Here is a 17,493-nt window from a genome sequence, read left to right on the forward strand (position 1 = left end):
AAAAAATAGACTTATAATTCTTTAAATAACCTAACTCTAAGATATTTGAATCATACAAATCAATCAATCTGTCTTCCCTTAAAACTTAAAAGAACTCGAAGCATTTATGTTATGCACCGAGTTCTCGAGATTAAATAATACCTTTAAGACTCACTAACTGCTTGCCAACAAGCTTTTAACCAGTTTTGTTCAGATAGATTAAGTATCAAGTTCTGGGCAATCCCATTCTTGACCTCAAATTCATTTTTCCATCCAGCATCCCCACCACGAATCACTGCATTTTTCGTATTTGAATCGTAAACAAATACCCATTGTTCCCCCATCTGGTTTTCAAAATAACCAAAGTAATTATTGAATTTATCATTTGTGATAAGTGGTGGCAATCCACAGCTCTCGACATGTCTATTTACCATTTTAAAGAATGGTTCCATTTAGAAATACCTCCTTTAATAAATGCTCAAAAGATATTATTGCCCAAAGTTGAGGAATATTTTCCAAGAAGGTGTGAAATACTCTCCCCCCTTCTCCATGCAAAATTAGGCTTATTCGATAAATTCTTTCCCAAAAAATCGGCAACTACAGTAATTGGCTCTCCCTTACTAAGTAACAACATCTCAAGACTATTACGAAAATCATTCGTATTCATTGGATAAATTCCACTGTACTTCAAGGCCCGCTTGAAAGCCCTAAATATTGTATGATATTTAAACCGCAATCCATTTTCAAAACAAAATATAAAACTATCAGAATCAGTACATTTATGACCCTCTTTTAATACTTGAAACTCATTAAGTGTTTCCCAATCAACTTGTAATACTCTTAGACTTGCTAGTCTAGGATTAGTATTTATTTGGTTGTTTTTAATGTCGATGATTCTTGTAATAGTAAGCTCAGCTTCTTTAAAATCAATGTCTTTCCATTTTATTCCTAATACTTCACCGATTCTTAAGCCAAATAGCGTAAGTAAGCGTAATATTAAGTAATATTTGGTGTTTTCCGCATTTTTAATGAATAATTTAAGTTCGTCTTCAGTAAAATACCGTTTTCTTTTATATCGCAACTTCGGATGCTTAACTGACCGTAAATAAATTTTATGATTTTCGTACTCAGCGCCTAACGAAGAAAAAGAAGTTTTTAAAACCCAAAGAAGTTCTTTATAAACTACCATTTTTTTTAGCGGCCTTAAACGCTCGATAATCTCAAAAGGCTTAACTTCATCTACAACTATATCACCTACCAATGGTTTGAGTTTCTTTAAATACCACTGGTATTTTTTTAGAGTGTTTGAATTAACCTCATCTCTTTTAAACTCTATCCACTTTTCGAGTAGATGACCTATTGTAATTATTTTTTTCTTCGGTCCAGTTTTTTTCGGTTTCAATGAAGCCTCTAATCTACGCGAAAACCTTATTGCCCCCTTTTCTGTACCGTGAAAAGTCCTATAAACATTATTCCTTGAGCCATCTTCCTTCTTCCCCATGTAAATAGTAATAGTAAAAGAATCTTTGCTCCGTTTCCTAACTTGAGCCATTTAATGCAATTCCCCCTAGCACATCCTAAGAGCAGTAATGTAGGGTTATTTTTTCCTCCCTGGATATATATATATACACTAACATATACCCACTTATAAACCATATAAAAGGGGTTACGTTATAAAATAGAGAAGGGATACCTCCATCAAAAACACTTAATGGAGGTATCCCTTCTAACTTGTCTCATATTATTTATATGCTTCACTTTGTAGTTCTGCCATTCTTCATAAAGCTCTATAAATCCTTGGAATGCTTAAGTAATACCTTATAGAAAATTTTGCCCATGCTTTCACTCCTTGTCCCTTTTATAAAAAGTCTTTGGAGAAAACAACCACGTTTACGAACTAAATTCGCTATTTATCTCATATAGAAAATATTTCCTAGTCTACCATAAAATAAAACCTTAGAAATTTAAGTTTTCTAAGGTTTTTAGGCTTTTTCAATTAACGTTCTCGGTCTTGTCGGAATTCTGTCGGAATCCTTATTGTTATTTAGCGGTCTTTAGAAGTATCTAGCTTCGAAAGCGTCCAACCTCCATATTTTACTAGTTGCTTCAAATCCGCTTGCAACAAGACTTTCAAGGTTTCTTAGAATCATTCTCTTTTTAAAAAAGGGTATACATATGGTGGGTTTGAGAGGACTCGAACCTCCGACCCCCGCGATGTCAACGCGATACTCTAACCAGCTGAGCTACAAACCCATATGTGGTGCCGATGACCGGAATCGAACCGGTACGGGCTTTAAGGCCCGCGGGATTTTAAGTCCCGTGCGTCTGCCAGTTCCGCCACATCGGCAAAATTAATGAAATTTGGAGGCGGCACCCAGATTTGAACTGGGGATAAAGGTTTTGCAGACCTCTGCCTTACCACTTGGCTATGCCGCCAAATAAAATGGAGCGGGTGACGAGATTCGAACTCGCGACTTTCACCTTGGCAAGGTGACACTCTACCACTGAGTTACACCCGCGTGGTGCCTTAGGACGGAATCGAACCGCCGACACGAGGATTTTCAGTCCTCTGCTCTACCGACTGAGCTACCAAGGCAAATATGGCGACCCCGATCGGACTTGAACCGACGATCTCCTGCGTGACAGGCAGGCATGTTAACCACTACACCACGGGGCCATGATTGTGGTTTAAGTTGGTGGGCGATGACGGGATCGAACCGCCGACATCCTGCTTGTAAGGCAGGCGCTCTCCCAGCTGAGCTAATCGCCCATTTCAACTGACGAATTTTAGTATACACAAAAATCGAATTTATGTCAAAGGCTTTTTCAAAGATTTAGAGAAAATTAGAGCTAAAAGTAGTGTAAATTTCTCTCTATTTTACTACTATCTGATAATTCCTTTTTGACACTAAACAAGGCACCTTAGCGAATAGGCTGAGAGTACCCTAAATGGATGAAGCCACAACAGTTATCATCGGACGAAGCTCAAGAGGGCCTCCCGCACAATCTTAGCCGCTAGAAGAGCAGTACGCTCACTCGTGTCCGTAGCTGGAGATACTTCCACAAGATCAAATCCAACCACGTCGAGTTCCCCAAGAGCGTGAATCGCCCTGATGATCTCTCTCGATGTACACCCGCCTGCTTCTTGAGTGCCGGTACCTGGTGCATACGCCGGATCGACGACATCAATATCTAAAGTTACATAAATAGGTTTCCCTTTCAACTCAGGGAGCACAGCCTTTAAGGGTTCAAGAACCTCTTCAATGACAAGATGGTTATGCTCCTTCGCAAAGAGGAATTCTTCACGTATCCCTGAACGAATTCCAAATTGGTAGACCCGTTTCGGGCCGAGCATTTCCGAAATCTTCCGCATCACCGTTGCATGAGAGTTAATTTCACCGGAGTAATCCGTTCTCAGATCTGCATGAGCATCGAAATGAATGACTCGAAGCTCTGGGTACTTCTCGATAAAGGGTTTAATCAAAGGATAGGTAACCAGATGTTCTCCTCCAAGAAATATCGGGAATTTACCGTCTTCAACAACCTGGCGGGATGCACTCTCGATCACCTCAAGGGACTTTTCAACATTACCAAAAGGCAGGGTTAAATCACCCAAATCACAATAGGCATAATCACTCAAGTCACGGTCCAAGTACACACTATATTCTTCAATCCCAATAGAGACGTTTCGGATACTCAGAGGCCCCATTCGAGTTCCTGGGCGGAAGCTTACCGTATAATCCATCGGGATCCCAAGGATGACTGCATCAGCCTCCTCATAGGGCGTATCTGCCCCCATATAGACTCCAGGGTTCTCAATCATCTTCTCCAGATCTTCTCTAGGCATGTTTTACGATCCCTCTGCTTTCTAAAATATGAGAAGAGGGAATCTCTCACTCAAAAGAGATTCCCTCCAAAGATGACTTTACTTCAAGAGATTACTCTCTACCTTTAATCAGTTCGTCGAAACCTTCTTTTCCTTGACCACATCGTCAATCTTAATTGACCGAGTATGCTTCGTATGTGACCACTCTTTATCCTTACGATTAACAAACCCAAGGAATACAATCGGGATCCAACTATAAATAAAGATAGGATAGAGAATCAACCCAATATAGGCCCGCCATGGCAAGCGGTCAAGAGCCAACGCTGCTACAGGATATAGATACTGAATAGCAGATAGTATCTGCCATCCTGACCAAGGCATGACAAGACTAAACACGTGGGTATAATGAGGTTGGAAAGCGGAAATTACATTGGTAAGCATAAAAAAAGTTGCAATCATAACAAGAGCCGGTTGGAATAGGTGAACTGCTGCATCAAAATACATGATCTTACGTTCACGGAAAGCTTTAAAGACAAGAGGAATGAGGTATCGTCCAGCGACATCCACTTGTCCCTGTGCCCAGCGTTTTCTCTGGCGCCATGCTTGAGCAAAGGTTAACGCCTTTTCATCATAGACAACTGCATCATGTGCCCAGGTTGTTTTGATTCCACACATTAACGCCTTCATAGTAAACTCAAGATCCTCGACCAGGGAAGTCGCTCCCCATCCTAAATCCTTAAGCACTTTAGTGGATATACACATACCGGTTCCACCCAAAATATTGGTCAATCTCCCGGTATTATAGCGTGCAAGCTGAAGTAGACGATTGGATAACCAGAATGTGATCGAGAAGGTATTCGTTACCCATGTATCAAAGGGATTTTTAGAATCTAAATAGCACTGAACAATTTGGTGACCTTGGCATAATTTACTGTTCATCTCAATCAGAAAGCTCTCGTTTGCCAAATTATCAGCATCAAAGATAATCACTGCATCATATTGGCGTTCCATCTTGAAAAGACGATGGAACATCCATTCCAAAGCAAAACCCTTTCCGCGCTTTTCGTTATTGAAGCGTTGATGAACAAGAGCTCCTGAGGTTTTAGAGATTAACGCTGTCTTGTCAGTACAGTTGTCCGCTACAACAAATACATCATAGAGCTCCTTCGGATAATCTAGACTTAAGAGATTCTCCACGAGAGGCCCGATTACCGCTTCTTCATTATGTGCGGCTACGACAAGTGCAAAACTTTTCTCAGGCGTTAATATCTTCTCTTCACGTTTCCTATATAAGCCAAACATTGAAAGAACAAAGTAATAGAATGTAAAGAATATGATAATCACCTGGACAGGGATCATAATCATATTAAACAAGTGAGAACCGGTAACTCCGGATATGTCCACGTTCTCAGCCTCCTTTTAACCCTAACAATTTTATCACAGCCTAATATTAGAAGCAAGGCGAATCTTGACTAATAATAGGAGGTTTGTCCACTTCATAGATATGTAGTGTTTACTGACATTATGCCTATCATAATATACTTTTAACGACGATAATACATCTTAAGAAGGAAGAAAAAAATCAGAGAACTGCAAAAGAGGAGAAATATAAAACTTGCTTTAAGTGCAAAGCCTATTGACGCCCAATATACTGCTCCTACAGTAGAACCTGCAACCCAAGGAATTGCTCCTCGAATGACTTTTGCTATGCCTTGTCCAATGAGCATAAAGAGTGCAATTCCAGATAATAGAGCTATTATACCCATAACTCCAACAGGTGTATCCAAATGCCAGCGCCGTACCATTTCCTTCTTCATCCAATAGAACTCTATCCTTAGTTCTCGTATTAAGCGATGCAACATTATAATTCACCTCTTTATTATAGAATATGATTAGACTGTCGCAGAAAGAATTTGCCCTAAGCTGTATAAAATAGGCAAATTTTGTCTATAATCATGGTCAAGGAGGTGTGTACCTATGCCAAGAACCTCAGATGATGGCAAGTTCGTCCATTGCTCTATTTGCAATCAAAAATTTCGCTTCGAGTATGATGCTGTAAAGCATGAAAAAGAGAACCACTCAGACAAGCTATAATTCATTGACCTTCAAGTACAGCCAATCAATGAAATTACGTAATTTTAAAAAAGTCGCCTATGACATGCTATGCAGATCATAGGCGACTTTTTCTTGGATTGAATTATTAAGTTTAGGTTGCAAATCCAATGATAATAGCGACTCCGATGCCTAAGATTACGAGAATAAATAGAGCTGATTTGGCAGTTAAATTAGAATTTCCCAGCACGAGTAATCCCTCCTTTTCAAGCCACATGGCTTGGAGATACCCGCTGCGCAGCTTAATGTACTTGTTAGTACTAACAGTAAATTATATTCACGAGCTTTGACTTTAGTAACGGAAATTTACAATTCTTTAAGGGTTTTTATCCCTTTTTGTTGTTATTTATCCGAGCCAAAAGCCCAAATAGCACACCGATTATTATCCAAATAGCGCCCGATGCAAAACTATTCGACATCATTATATATGTACCAGCCACAACGAAGCCTATGCCAACAAGTAGATACCATAGATTCATTTTTTCTCTCCTCTCAAAAGTAACATTTACTCTTATTCTACCATTATTTCTAAGTTTCGATAATCCCCCGATCTATTACCGAGCTCCTTTTCTTTGTCTTCACTCGTGTATTACTTCATATACCTATCAAATGCCTATCAAAAAATGCCCTAGCTCTAACTTGTATTGCAAAATAAAACGTAAATTATGCTTCATGATCGTTATTATCGTCTTATCGTCTTATTTTGAAATAGTTATTTAAAAGTTTGACTTATATCCACATTAAGGTTATACTTATCAAAGCTCGTTAGTTTTTGTGGATTTACGAAAAACCTTCCCTATTGCCTAAAGCTGTAGGAAGACTGAGGACTTCCCATGTAGCGGGTAATACAATTTTGGAGGTTTTTTTATTATGTATGAAGACAAAATTTTAACCTGTAAGGACTGCGGCGCTGAGTTTACTTTCTCCGCTTCCGAACAAGAATTCTACGCAGAAAAAGGATTCACCAACGAACCTGGTCGTTGCCCATCCTGCCGTGCTGCTAGAAAACAACAAACCAGAGGCAATGGCGGATACTCTTCACGTCCACAACGTGAAATGTTCCCTGCTATCTGTGCTACTTGTGGAAAAGAAACCACAGTACCTTTCCAACCTTCTGGTGACAAGCCAGTATATTGCCGTGATTGCTACCAACCACGCACACGCAACAATTGGTAAGATAGTAAACGAAGCCTTTCCGGGTTTAATCCCTGGAAAGGCTTTTTTTATTTTGGAGGATCGACACTTACTTTTCCAGTGATTTCGTTTATGGATATTTCTACAACATTTACAGTATCCATATCATCAAGTGAAAGTGGTTAAGAGTGGAATCAATTTTAAACGTACATATACTGTTTTTTTCGTTTGCCGTTTGCTTCTCCTTAATCTCATTCCTTATCCGATATAATTGCGAATATCTGATGATCCTCCCATCTCCCATTGATCTTAATATTTTTTTGCGATATACCTTCCTTTTGAAAACCCACTTTTTCTAGCACGCGCATTGAAGCAATATTCCTTGGCATCACACCTGCCTCGATACGATGTAATCGCAAATGATCAAATGCAAACTGAACGGCCAAGAGAACTGCTTCTGTCATATACCCTTTACTATTATGTTGTTCATCCACAGAATAGCCTATAAGACAACTTTGAGACGGACCCCGTAATACCTCATTTAAATTAATATTTCCAATTAACTCGTTAGTATCATTCATAAAGATGCCGAAAGCATACCTTTCGTCGCATTCCCTCTGTCTTATGCAATCGTCTATATACTTATATTTTGACCTAAGGGTATAGAAATCATTGTTACGTGTCGGTGAATACTCTTGGAGGAACTCTTTATTTCTTAAATGGAAATTGTACAAAGCTTCCGCATCTTTTTCTTCGAAGAAGCGGAGAAAAACCTTACTTCCAGCTAGCTTCATAAATACTCCCACTCTCCTTTCTTAATCGACTCTATATTCTTTTCTATCTTAACAGAATTCTCATGCACTTCAAATGACTTCAGAAATCTCTTCAGGGACGCTATGACACCAAGGGGACGTTTTTTCTGGCGCGAAGTGTAGCATTGCAAAAAACGGCCCTTGTCTGTGTCGAGTACTATTACGGATAGTTACGTCTGCAGTCCAAGTAGGGTGGTGCCTCTTAGAATGCGTCTGCAGCCTTGCCACTGGTGGTTTTAGCTTCCGTGTTCGAGATACGAAATGATATGGGATATCATTTCGGCCAAGCCGCTGTGCTGGAGAGAAACACTACGCGGCGCCACGAAACAGTCCGGTGGACTGTTTCGGCCACACGGCAAACTGTCAAAGGAATACTATCGCCGTGTGAGCCGAACGGGTGGAACCGACCCCAAAGAATCATGCACACTCCCGTCGTTCTTTACGCCGTAAAAAAGCAAAAAGACCATCTAAAATAGACGGTCTCTTTACGCTTACCTGGCAACGACTTACTTTCCCAGGACCCTGCGGTCCAAGTATCATCAGCCCTGGAGGTCTTAACTTCCGTGTTCGAGATGGGAACGGGTGGAACCCCTCCGGAATAATCACCAGATCTTTGAAGTTTCAAGTTCCTTTCGGAACCCTATTCCCTCAAAACTGCACAGATGTAATGTCTTAACTGTAATTAAGATAATCTCTTCCTCACTTAAGATTGAGCCCGAAGTGAGTGAACCGCTTGCCTGCGTTTGTTAGGTCAAGCCCTCGACCGATTAGTACCCGTCAGCTCCACGCGTCACCGCGCTTCCACACCGGGCCTATCAACCTGATCATCATTCAGGGGTCTTACCAGCTTATGCTGTGGGAAATCTCATCTTGAGGTCGGTTTCGCGCTTAGATGCTTTCAGCGCTTATCCGCTCCGGATATAGCTACCCAGCTGTGCCTCTGGCGAGACAACTGGTACACCAGTGATCCGTCCAACCCGGTCCTCTCGTACTAGGGTCAGATCCTCTCAAATTTCCTGCGCCTGCGACGGATAGGGACCGAACTGTCTCACGACGTTCTGAACCCAGCTCACGTACCGCTTTAATGGGCGAACAGCCCAACCCTTGGGACCTACTACAGCCCCAGGATGCGATGAGCCGACATCGAGGTGCCAAACCTCCCCGTCGATATGGACTCTTGGGGGAGATAAGCCTGTTATCCCCAGGGTAGCTTTTATCCGTTGAGCGATGGCCCTTCCACTCGGTACCACCGGATCACTAAGCCCGACTTTCGTCCCTGCTCGACTTGTTGGTCTCGCAGTCAAGCTCCCTTTTGCCTTTACACTCTACGCGCGATTTCCAACCGCGCTGAGGGAACCTTTGGGCGCCTCCGTTACTCTTTAGGAGGCGACCGCCCCAGTCAAACTGCCCACCTGACACGGTCCTCAACCCCGATTCAGGGGTCTAAGTTAGAACTTCAGTACAAAAAGAGTGGTATCCCACCGGCGACTCCACCAAGGCTGGCGCCCTAGCTTCTTTGTCTCCCACCTATCCTGTACATTTTATACCAAAATCCAATGTCAAGCTACAGTAAAGCTCCATGGGGTCTTTCTGTCCTGTCGCAGGTAACCCGCATCTTCACGGGTATTACAATTTCGCCGAGTCCCTCGTTGAGACAGTGTCCAGATCGTTACGCCTTTCGTGCGGGTCAGAACTTACCTGACAAGGAATTTCGCTACCTTAGGACCGTTATAGTTACGGCCGCCGTTTACTGGGGCTTCAATTCAAAGCTTCGCCTTGCGGCTAACCTCTCCTCTTAACCTTCCAGCACCGGGCAGGCGTCAGCCCCTATACTTCTCTTTTCAGATTGGCAGGGACCTGTGTTTTTGTTAAACAGTCGCCTGGACCTCTTCTCTGCGGCTCCACTTGCATGGAGCACCCCTTCTCCCGAAGTTACGGGGTCATTTTGCCGAGTTCCTTAACGAGGGTTTTCTCGCGCGCCTTAGGATTCTCTCCTTACCTACCTGTGTCGGTTTGCGGTACGGGCACTCTCTTGCTCACTAGAGGCTTTTCTTGACAGCTTGGAGTCGGTTACTTCGCTACTTATTTTCGCTCCCCGTCACCTTTCAGGCTTCTCGCGAGACGGATTTACCTGTCTCACACCCTACGGGCTTGGGCGTGCTCAACCAACGGCACGCTTAACCTATCCTTCTGTGTCACCCCATTGCTCAAACGCTTAAGAGTGGTACTGGAATCTCAACCAGTTGTCCATCGCCTACGCTTTACGCCTCGGCTTAGGTCCCGACTTACCCTGGGCGGACGAGCCTTCCCCAGGAATCCTTAGGTTTACGGCGGGTGAGATTCTCACTCACCTTTTCGCATACTCATACCGGCATTCTCACTTCTAAACGCTCCACCATTCCTTACAGAACAACTTCGCTGCATTCAGAACGCTCCCCTACCCCTGTACACTGAGTGTACAAGCCATAGCTTCGGTGATACGCTTGAGCCCCGTTACATTTTCGGCGCAGAACCACTCGACCAGTGAGCTATTACGCACTCTTTAAATGGTGGCTGCTTCTGAGCCAACATCCTGGTTGTCTGTGCAATTCCACATCCTTTTCCACTTAGCGTATACTTTGGGACCTTAGCTGATGGTCTGGGCTGTTTCCCTTTCGACTATGAAGCTTATCCCCCACAGTCTGACTCCCGATCTAAATTATTGGCATTCAGAGTTTGATAAGGTTCGGTAACCCGGTAAGGCCCCTAGCCTATTCAGTGCTTTACCGCCAATAATCATCGATTCGAGGCTAGCCCTAAAGCTATTTCGGGGAGAACCAGCTATCTCCGTGTTCGATTGGCATTTCACCCCTACCCACAGCTCATCCCCTGCCTTTTCAACGACAGTGAGTTCGGGCCTCCAGTAGGTTTTACCCCACCTTCACCCTGTCCATGGGTAGATCACACGGTTTCGGGTCTACAGCATGTAACTTGTCGCCCTGTTCAGACTCGCTTTCGCTCCGGCTCCGGCTTCTCGCCTTAACCTCGCTACATACCGTAACTCGCCGGTTCATTCTACAAAAGGCACGCCATCACACCTCTAGGGTGCTTTGACTGCTTGTAAGCGTACGGTTTCAGGTTCTTTTTCACTCCCCTCCCGGGGTGCTTTTCACCTTTCCCTCACGGTACTAGTTCGCTATCGGTCGCTAAGGAGTATTTAGCCTTGGGAGGTGGTCCTCCCGGTTTCCCACGGGGTTTCTCGTGTCCCGCGGTACTCAGGATACCCTCACAGAATGTCTTTCTTTCGCCTACAGGAGTGTTACCTTCTTTGCTCGATCTTTCCAGATCACTTCGGCTAGAAATCCATTCTTAAAAGAGGGTCCTACAACCCCGATCCCCGAAGGGGTCGGTTTGGGCTCTTCCCGTTTCGCTCGCCGCTACTCAGGGAATCGATTATTCTTTCTCTTCCTCCGGGTACTTAGATGTTTCAGTTCCCCGGGTTGTCTTCGTTAACCTATGGATTCAGTTAACGATATCCAGATATGACTCTGGATGGGTTGCCCCATTCGGGTATCCACGGATCAATGCATGCTTACTGCTCCCCGTGGCGTTTCGCCGCTCGCCGCGCCCTTCTTCGACTCTTAGCGCCTAGGCATCCACCGTACGCCCTTAGTAGCTTGACCAAACGTCCCGCCACATTAGGTTCTCAGATGTTTATCCTAATTTACAGTTAATTTCTTTTTCTCTGTGCAGTTTTCAAAGAACATGTTTAGAAACCAAAAAACCATTCAAATTTTATTATGGTGGAGGTAAGCGGGATCGAACCGCTGACCCCCTGCTTGCAAGGCAGGTGCTCTCCCAGCTGAGCTATACCCCCACAATATCAACTTAAATGGTGGGCCTAGGTGGACTCGAACCACCGACCTCACGCTTATCAGGCGTGCGCTCTAACCAACTGAGCTATAAGCCCAATCAGAGAGATTTTTGGTCTCTCAAAACTAAACAACAAGTAGTTTGCACTCAAACAGCTCTTTACAGGTTTCCCTGTTTTGCCTCTTCGGCATTTCGAGTCTTTCGACTCTTCACCTTTGAACTCTTAATGCTTTCGCATCAGTCCTTCAAAGGATCGACCATAGGATACGCTCACTACTAGAGTGAACCGTTCTCCTTAGAAAGGAGGTGATCCAGCCGCACCTTCCGATACGGCTACCTTGTTACGACTTCACCCCAATCATCGGCCCCACCTTCGACGGCTAGCTCCCTTTCGGGTTACCTCACCGGCTTCGGGTGTTGCAGACTTTCGTGGTGTGACGGGCGGTGTGTACAAGGCCCGGGAACGTATTCACCGCAGTATGCTGACCTGCGATTACTAGCGATTCCGACTTCATGTTCTCGAGTTGCAGAGAACAATCCGAACTGAGACCGGCTTTCTCGGATTCGCTCCACCTCACGGCTTCGCTTCCGTCTGTACCAGCCATTGTATTACGTGTGTAGCCCAAGACATAAGGGGCATGATGATTTGACGTCATCCCCACCTTCCTCCGGTTTGTCACCGGCAGTCTATCTAGAGTGCTCGACCTTACTCGTTAGCAACTAAATATAGGGGTTGCGCTCGTTGCGGGACTTAACCCAACATCTCACGACACGAGCTGACGACAACCATGCACCACCTGTCTCACAGCTCCCCGAAGGGCACTCCTAAGTTTCCTCAGGATTCTGTGGATGTCAAGCCTTGGTAAGGTTCTTCGCGTTGCGTCGAATTAAACCACATAATCCACCGCTTGTGCGGGCCCCCGTCAATTCCTTTGAGTTTCAACCTTGCGGCCGTACTCCCCAGGCGGAGTGCTTATTGTGTTAACTGCGGCACAGAAGGGGTCGATACCCTCTACACCTAGCACTCATCGTTTACGGCGTGGACTACCAGGGTATCTAATCCTGTTTGCTCCCCACGCTTTCGCGCCTCAGCGTCAGTTACAGTCCAGAAAGTCGCCTTCGCCACTGGTGTTCCTCCACATATCTACGCATTTCACCGCTACACGTGGAATTCCACTTTCCTCTCCTGTCCTCAAGATACCCAGTTTCCGATGCACTCCCAGGGTTGAGCCCTAGGTTTTCACACCAGACTTAAATATCCGCCTACGCGCCCTTTACGCCCAATGATTCCGGACAACGCTTGCCCCCTACGTATTACCGCGGCTGCTGGCACGTAGTTAGCCGGGGCTTCCTCCTCAGGTACCGTCATGTACAGGCATTATTTACACCCGCACCGTTCGTCCCTGAAGACAGTACTTTACAACCCGAAGGCCTTCGTCGTACACGCGGCGTTGCTCCGTCAGACTTTCGTCCATTGCGGAAGATTCCCCACTGCTGCCTCCCGTAGGAGTCTGGGCCGTGTCTCAGTCCCAGTGTGGCCGTTCACCCTCTCAGGCCGGCTACTGATCGTCGCCTTGGTAGGCCTTTACCCCACCAACTAGCTAATCAGACGCGGGTCCATCCATTATCGGTAGCATTTTCAGAGGCCACCTCTCCTTAAAAGCTGATGCCAGCTCTTAAGCGTATCCGGTATTAGCCCTCGTTTCCAAGGGTTGTCCCGATTTAATGGGTAGGTTACCCACGCGTTACTCACCCGTCCGCCACTAAGAACTCTCTAAGCAAGCTTATTGAGTTCTCCGTTCGACTTGCATGTGTTAGGCACGCCGCCAGCGTTCGTCCTGAGCCAGGATCAAACTCTCCATAAAATTTATGAAGAAAATTTGATTGCTCAAATTATCTAAATCTTTAACTCTTGACGAGTCATTGGCTGTTCCTTGTTGTTTAGTTTTCAAAGACCATTTTACGGCTTTCACCGTGTGTCGCACTTAGTGGCGACATTTATAAATGATATCAGGAAGAACCTGATTTGTCAACTGCTGTATTTACTTTTTCGGTAACTTTTCGACAGTCGATGTTCGGTAGTGCTTACCGCGCGACCGACCTTTGATACTATACCATAGGCCTAACTATCTTCTCAATCACCGTATTTCCTCATCATAGATGTTTACTCCTAATTAGATTCTTGCTTACGCTAGATATCTCGCGTATTTGCTATATTTCATCTTACTCGATCATATCTATGTTCAAGCCGAATTAAAGATATGACGAAGGGAGACGTTGATCCCGTCTCCCTTGAGTAAGTTTAGCTAATGGACTTAATCCCTCTAAACATGTAGATCAGAGCTCTAATCCTCATCCCTAGGACGCATCGTGGGAAATAGGATAACATCACGGATCGAAGGAGAATCCGTCATTAGCATAACGAGCCTGTCTATTCCAATCCCCAAGCCACCCGTCGGTGGAAGCCCGTATTCTAACGCTTGGACAAAGTCCTCATCCATCATATGCGCTTCGTCGTCCCCTTTCACACGTTCAGCAACTTGGGCCTCAAAGCGTTGTCTCTGATCGATCGGATCATTTAACTCGGAAAATGCATTCCCTAATTCCCTACCATAGGCAAACGCTTCAAAGCGATCCGTATATTCCGGATGCTCGGCATTTCTCTTGGCTAGTGGGGAAATTTCTACGGGATGCCCAGTTACGAAGGTTGGTTGTATTAGATTGGGCTCAACAAATTCTTCGAAGAACTCATTGATAATCTTCCCACGTGAACTCCCCGCTTCTACATGGAGGCCTTTTTCTTTAGCGACTTGCTGAGCTTGTTCATCGGTCAAGATTGTTCGGAAATCCACTCCAGCATACTCTAAGATCCCGTCCAGCATCGGCAAACGGCGCCAGGGTGTCTTAAAGTCTATAGCTTGTCCTTGATACGTAACCTCAGTTGTCCCATGAACTTCTTTGGCAATCGCCGAAATCATGTTCTCTGTCAATTCCATGATGTCTTCGAAATTCGCATACGCTTGGTAAAGCTCCATCATGGTAAACTCAGGGTTATGCTTGATAGAGATACCTTCGTTACGGAAATTACGGCCGATCTCAAAGACCTTATCAAAGCCTCCAACAATTAGGCGTTTAAGAGGCAGCTCTAAAGCGATCCTCAGATAGAGATCCATATCCAAGGTATTGTGATGAGTTATAAAGGGGCGAGCCGCTGCTCCACCAGGTATGGTATGCAACGTCGGTGTCTCAACTTCAAGAAATCCTTGACTCTCCAAATAGTTCCGCATCGTTCGGATAATTTTACTTCTCATGACAAATACGTTTCTTACTTCTGGATTCATAATTAAATCCACATAACGTTGGCGATAACGCAATTCCACATTCGTTAAACCATGGAATTTCTCTGGCAGAGGACGCATGGCCTTGGACAAGAGCTGAACTTCAGTCGCGTGAACCGATATTTCTCCGCGTCTTGTACGAAATACCATTCCTTTTACCCCGATAATATCACCGATGTCGAATTTAGATATCAGCTCGAACCATTCCTCGCCAACATCATCCTTCCGGATATAGGCTTGTACCTGACCGCTAAAGTCCTGAATGTGGACAAAAATGACCTTTCCTTGGTCTCTTTTGGACATGATCCGACCCGCAATCTTCACTTCTTGCCCCTCAAGAGCATCAAAACCATCTAATACCTCTTGTGCCATATGTGTTCTCTGATACCGATCTGCATAGGGCTCGATTCCTTGCTGTCTAAAAAGATCAAGCTTTTCTAATCGAACTCGCCAGAGATCATTCATCTCATCCATTTAATATACCCCCAAACCTTTGTTCTTTTACAATTTTACCAAATCTCGACTCGCTTAAACAATATTCATCGTTAATTAAAGCAGCTAAACAAAACTTGGCTTTCGCCCCCGAAAACACTGTTTTCGCACTTGTTAAAACACTGTTTTCGCACTTGTCAGTCTTATTAAGGCGAAAGCCCTAGTTGTGTTATGTAATCCTAAAAGATACTTTAGTATAGCTAAAACAAAGTGTCGGCAAGAACTCTTGCCGACTTTTTTGTCGTGTAAACCCAAAATCGTGTTTAAGTCTTATAATGACTATTTTATATCGATAATTTCGTAATGTAAAACCCCAGCAGGAACATTGACTTCGACGACTGTTCCTTTCGGTTTCCCTAAGACTGCTTTTCCTACAGGAGATTCATTTGAAATCTTGTTTACTCCAGGATCCGCTTCTGCTGAACCAACAATCGTATATTCTTCCTCATCCCCAAAGTCTTGGTCCTTTAAAACGACTGTGGTACCTAGAGCTGCTACTTCTCTATCTTCTGTATCGTCAATCACTCGAGCATTTCTTAACATTTTTTCGAGAGTAATAATTCGTCCCTCGATAAAGGCTTGCTCATTTTTTGCATCATCATATTCTGAGTTCTCACTAATATCTCCAAAGTCGATGGCCTGCTTGATTCGCTCTGCCACTTCACGACGTTTGACCGTCTTTAAAGTTTCTAGTTCATCCTCGTGTTTCTTCAATCCTTCAACGGTTAGAATAACTTCCTTTTCGGCCATATTAGTATCCGCTCCCTTTTCTCGTCCTACATATTGCACGTCTTCTAACTGCGCGCTTTCACTTTAATCCAACAGACTAAATTTCCCTTGATGTAAGAATATGTAAGTTCATTCTTTTGCATTACTGGTATTATATGTTGGCTTCAAAATATTGTCAAGGATTCCGCTATGTCCCTTTCTAAGAACTAATGTCCTCCTATTCTTCCAAAAATGGCTAAGGTTATGCGTTCTCCTCTAAAATCTTTTGGAATAAACTTCTCATCTCATCAGGGGTTTTTGTCTGCATAATCTGGTCCCTCAATTGGGCTGCGCCCCTTATTCCTTTGATATACCACACTGCGTGTTTGCGCATTTCGTTCAGCCCAATGCGTTCTCCCTTATAGTGAAGTACTCTTTCGAAGTGCTCCAAGGCTACTTTTATTTTTTCCTGGTGAGATGGCTCCGGAAGCAAAATTTTCTCTGCTAAATATTTTTCAATCCGAGGGAGGAGCCAAGGATTCCCGAGAGATCCCCTGCCAACCATCACTCCATCGCAACCTGTTTCCTCAAGAACTCTCTTAGCTTCTTGGGGAGAAAAAATATCCCCATTTGCAATCACAGGGATTTGAACCGCTTCTTTAACTTTCTTGATCCAAGCTCGATCTGCAGTTCCTGAGTAAAACTGCTCCCGAGTTCGCCCGTGAACACTTACCATCTGCACTCCTACCGCTTCCACGCGTTTAGCGAGTTCAGGTGCAACCATCGCCTCATGGGTCCATCCCAAGCGCATTTTCACCGTAACTGGAACCTGTACTGCCTTGACAACTGCTTCAGCAATGCGCTCAGCTAAGAAAAGGTTCTGTAACAAAGCAGAACCCTCTCCATTCTTCACGATCTTCGGGGTAGGGCAACCCATATTGATGTCAATAACTTCTGCGTCTTTAGTGACAGCCAAGCATGCAGCTTTTGCCATCACCTCCGGCTCCGATCCGAATAGCTGAACAATTCGTGGAGATTTTTCTCCAGTTAAGTCAAGCATTTCCAAGGTTCTAGAATTCAAGTACGTCAAGGCCTTGTCACTAATCATTTCTGTCCAGACATAGCGTCCTCCAACGGATCGAACAGTTTCACGAAAAGCCTTATCTGTTACCCCTGCCATCGGAGCAAGAAATACTGGAACGCCTAAGTCAAATTTCCCTAATCTCATGATATTAGTAAT

General features: G+C 44.3%; 10 protein-coding genes, 9 tRNA genes and 3 rRNA genes. 1 reads left to right on the top strand and 21 read right to left on the bottom strand.

The genetic code is table 11. The features are described 5' to 3' along the window. Nucleotides 1-143: 143 nt before the first annotated feature. The 12 genes from ACZ42W_RS22070 to ACZ42W_RS22125 form a co-directional block, all read right to left on the bottom strand. Nucleotides 144-431 (bottom strand): hypothetical protein, encoded by a 288-nt coding sequence (locus ACZ42W_RS22070; protein ID WP_464167398.1) that lies wholly within the window; start codon nucleotides 429-431, stop codon nucleotides 144-146. Nucleotides 432-457: 26 nt separating this feature from the next. Further along, nucleotides 458-1,531 (bottom strand): tyrosine-type recombinase/integrase, encoded by a 1,074-nt coding sequence (locus ACZ42W_RS22075; protein WP_464167399.1) that lies wholly within the window; start codon nucleotides 1,529-1,531, stop codon nucleotides 458-460. A gap of 624 nt (nucleotides 1,532-2,155) precedes the next feature. Beyond that, a tRNA-Val gene (locus ACZ42W_RS22080) sits at nucleotides 2,156-2,232 on the bottom strand. A gap of 5 nt (nucleotides 2,233-2,237) precedes the next feature. Beyond that, nucleotides 2,238-2,326: transfer RNA gene (locus ACZ42W_RS22085), tRNA-Leu, on the bottom strand. A 15-nt stretch (nucleotides 2,327-2,341) separates the two neighbouring features. Then, nucleotides 2,342-2,415: transfer RNA gene (locus tag ACZ42W_RS22090), tRNA-Cys, on the bottom strand. Nucleotides 2,416-2,423: 8 nt separating this feature from the next. Further along, a tRNA-Gly gene (locus ACZ42W_RS22095) sits at nucleotides 2,424-2,498 on the bottom strand. A gap of 1 nt (nucleotide 2,499) precedes the next feature. After that, a tRNA-Phe gene (locus tag ACZ42W_RS22100) sits at nucleotides 2,500-2,575 on the bottom strand. 5 nt (nucleotides 2,576-2,580) lie between these two features. Next, nucleotides 2,581-2,656 (bottom strand) — tRNA-Asp (locus ACZ42W_RS22105). 17 nt (nucleotides 2,657-2,673) lie between these two features. After that, nucleotides 2,674-2,749 (bottom strand) — tRNA-Val (locus tag ACZ42W_RS22110). A gap of 201 nt (nucleotides 2,750-2,950) precedes the next feature. Next, nucleotides 2,951-3,826, bottom strand: a complete 876-nt coding sequence (gene speB, locus ACZ42W_RS22115; RefSeq protein WP_464167400.1) for an agmatinase — start codon at nucleotides 3,824-3,826, stop codon at nucleotides 2,951-2,953. A 108-nt stretch (nucleotides 3,827-3,934) separates the two neighbouring features. Beyond that, nucleotides 3,935-5,170, bottom strand: coding sequence for a glycosyltransferase family 2 protein (locus tag ACZ42W_RS22120; protein ID WP_464171139.1), 1,236 nt, complete (start codon nucleotides 5,168-5,170; stop codon nucleotides 3,935-3,937). 179 nt (nucleotides 5,171-5,349) lie between these two features. Next, nucleotides 5,350-5,667 carry a hypothetical protein gene (locus ACZ42W_RS22125; RefSeq protein ID WP_464167401.1) on the bottom strand — a complete coding sequence of 106 codons (318 nt, stop codon included), beginning with the start codon at nucleotides 5,665-5,667 and terminating at the stop codon, nucleotides 5,350-5,352. Between the two features lie 1,120 nt (nucleotides 5,668-6,787). On the opposite strand from ACZ42W_RS22125, the gene ACZ42W_RS22130 reads away from it, so the two are divergent. Continuing rightward, nucleotides 6,788-7,093 (top strand): zinc-ribbon domain containing protein, encoded by a 306-nt coding sequence (locus ACZ42W_RS22130; RefSeq protein WP_464167402.1) that lies wholly within the window; start codon nucleotides 6,788-6,790, stop codon nucleotides 7,091-7,093. Between the two features lie 209 nt (nucleotides 7,094-7,302). Here the strand turns inward: ACZ42W_RS22130 and ACZ42W_RS22135 are convergent, their stop codons facing one another. The 9 genes from ACZ42W_RS22135 to dusB all read right to left on the bottom strand — a co-directional run bounded on the left by ACZ42W_RS22135 (nucleotide 7,303) and on the right by dusB (nucleotide 17,481). Further along, on the bottom strand, nucleotides 7,303-7,845 hold the full coding sequence (locus ACZ42W_RS22135) for a GNAT family N-acetyltransferase (protein ID WP_464167403.1): 543 nt from the start codon (nucleotides 7,843-7,845) through the stop codon (nucleotides 7,303-7,305). A 511-nt stretch (nucleotides 7,846-8,356) separates the two neighbouring features. Then, nucleotides 8,357-8,473 (bottom strand): 5S ribosomal RNA (gene rrf, locus ACZ42W_RS22140). Between the two features lie 137 nt (nucleotides 8,474-8,610). Beyond that, nucleotides 8,611-11,525, bottom strand: a 23S ribosomal RNA gene (locus tag ACZ42W_RS22145). Between the two features lie 118 nt (nucleotides 11,526-11,643). Continuing rightward, nucleotides 11,644-11,719, bottom strand: a tRNA-Ala gene (locus ACZ42W_RS22150). A 16-nt stretch (nucleotides 11,720-11,735) separates the two neighbouring features. Continuing rightward, nucleotides 11,736-11,812: transfer RNA gene (locus ACZ42W_RS22155), tRNA-Ile, on the bottom strand. Between the two features lie 202 nt (nucleotides 11,813-12,014). Further along, nucleotides 12,015-13,580, bottom strand: a 16S ribosomal RNA gene (locus ACZ42W_RS22160). Together the 16S, 23S and 5S rRNA genes with 2 tRNA genes alongside form the textbook arrangement of a ribosomal RNA operon. A 480-nt stretch (nucleotides 13,581-14,060) precedes the next feature. Further along, complete coding sequence (gene lysS, locus ACZ42W_RS22165; protein ID WP_464167404.1) at nucleotides 14,061-15,527, bottom strand: lysine--tRNA ligase; 1,467 nt, start codon at nucleotides 15,525-15,527, stop codon at nucleotides 14,061-14,063. A gap of 297 nt (nucleotides 15,528-15,824) precedes the next feature. Beyond that, the gene (greA, locus tag ACZ42W_RS22170) at nucleotides 15,825-16,295 is read right to left on the bottom strand and encodes a transcription elongation factor GreA (RefSeq protein WP_464167405.1); all 471 of its coding nucleotides are present in this window, start codon (nucleotides 16,293-16,295) and stop codon (nucleotides 15,825-15,827) included. Between the two features lie 220 nt (nucleotides 16,296-16,515). Then, nucleotides 16,516-17,481: a tRNA dihydrouridine synthase DusB gene (gene dusB, locus ACZ42W_RS22175; RefSeq protein WP_464167406.1), complete on the bottom strand. Its 966-nt coding sequence runs from the start codon at nucleotides 17,479-17,481 to the stop codon at nucleotides 16,516-16,518. Between the last annotated feature and the right edge of the window lie 12 nt (nucleotides 17,482-17,493).

The sequence above is a fragment of the Desulfitobacterium elongatum genome (assembly GCF_055378975.1).

Coding starts and splice junctions, on each gene's coding strand:
- ACZ42W_RS22070 (WP_464167398.1), bottom strand. CDS start 431: ATGGAACCATTCTTTAAAATGGTAAATAGACATGTCGAGAGCTGTGGA.
- dusB (WP_464167406.1), bottom strand. CDS start 17,481: ATGAGATTAGGGAAATTTGACTTAGGCGTTCCAGTATTTCTTGCTCCG.
- speB (WP_464167400.1), bottom strand. CDS start 3,826: ATGCCTAGAGAAGATCTGGAGAAGATGATTGAGAACCCTGGAGTCTAT.
- ACZ42W_RS22120 (WP_464171139.1), bottom strand. CDS start 5,170: ATGATTATGATCCCTGTCCAGGTGATTATCATATTCTTTACATTCTAT.
- ACZ42W_RS22135 (WP_464167403.1), bottom strand. CDS start 7,845: ATGAAGCTAGCTGGAAGTAAGGTTTTTCTCCGCTTCTTCGAAGAAAAA.
- ACZ42W_RS22075 (WP_464167399.1), bottom strand. CDS start 1,531: ATGGCTCAAGTTAGGAAACGGAGCAAAGATTCTTTTACTATTACTATT.
- greA (WP_464167405.1), bottom strand. CDS start 16,295: ATGGCCGAAAAGGAAGTTATTCTAACCGTTGAAGGATTGAAGAAACAC.
- ACZ42W_RS22125 (WP_464167401.1), bottom strand. CDS start 5,667: ATGTTGCATCGCTTAATACGAGAACTAAGGATAGAGTTCTATTGGATG.
- ACZ42W_RS22130 (WP_464167402.1), top strand. CDS start 6,788: ATGTATGAAGACAAAATTTTAACCTGTAAGGACTGCGGCGCTGAGTTT.
- lysS (WP_464167404.1), bottom strand. CDS start 15,527: ATGGATGAGATGAATGATCTCTGGCGAGTTCGATTAGAAAAGCTTGAT.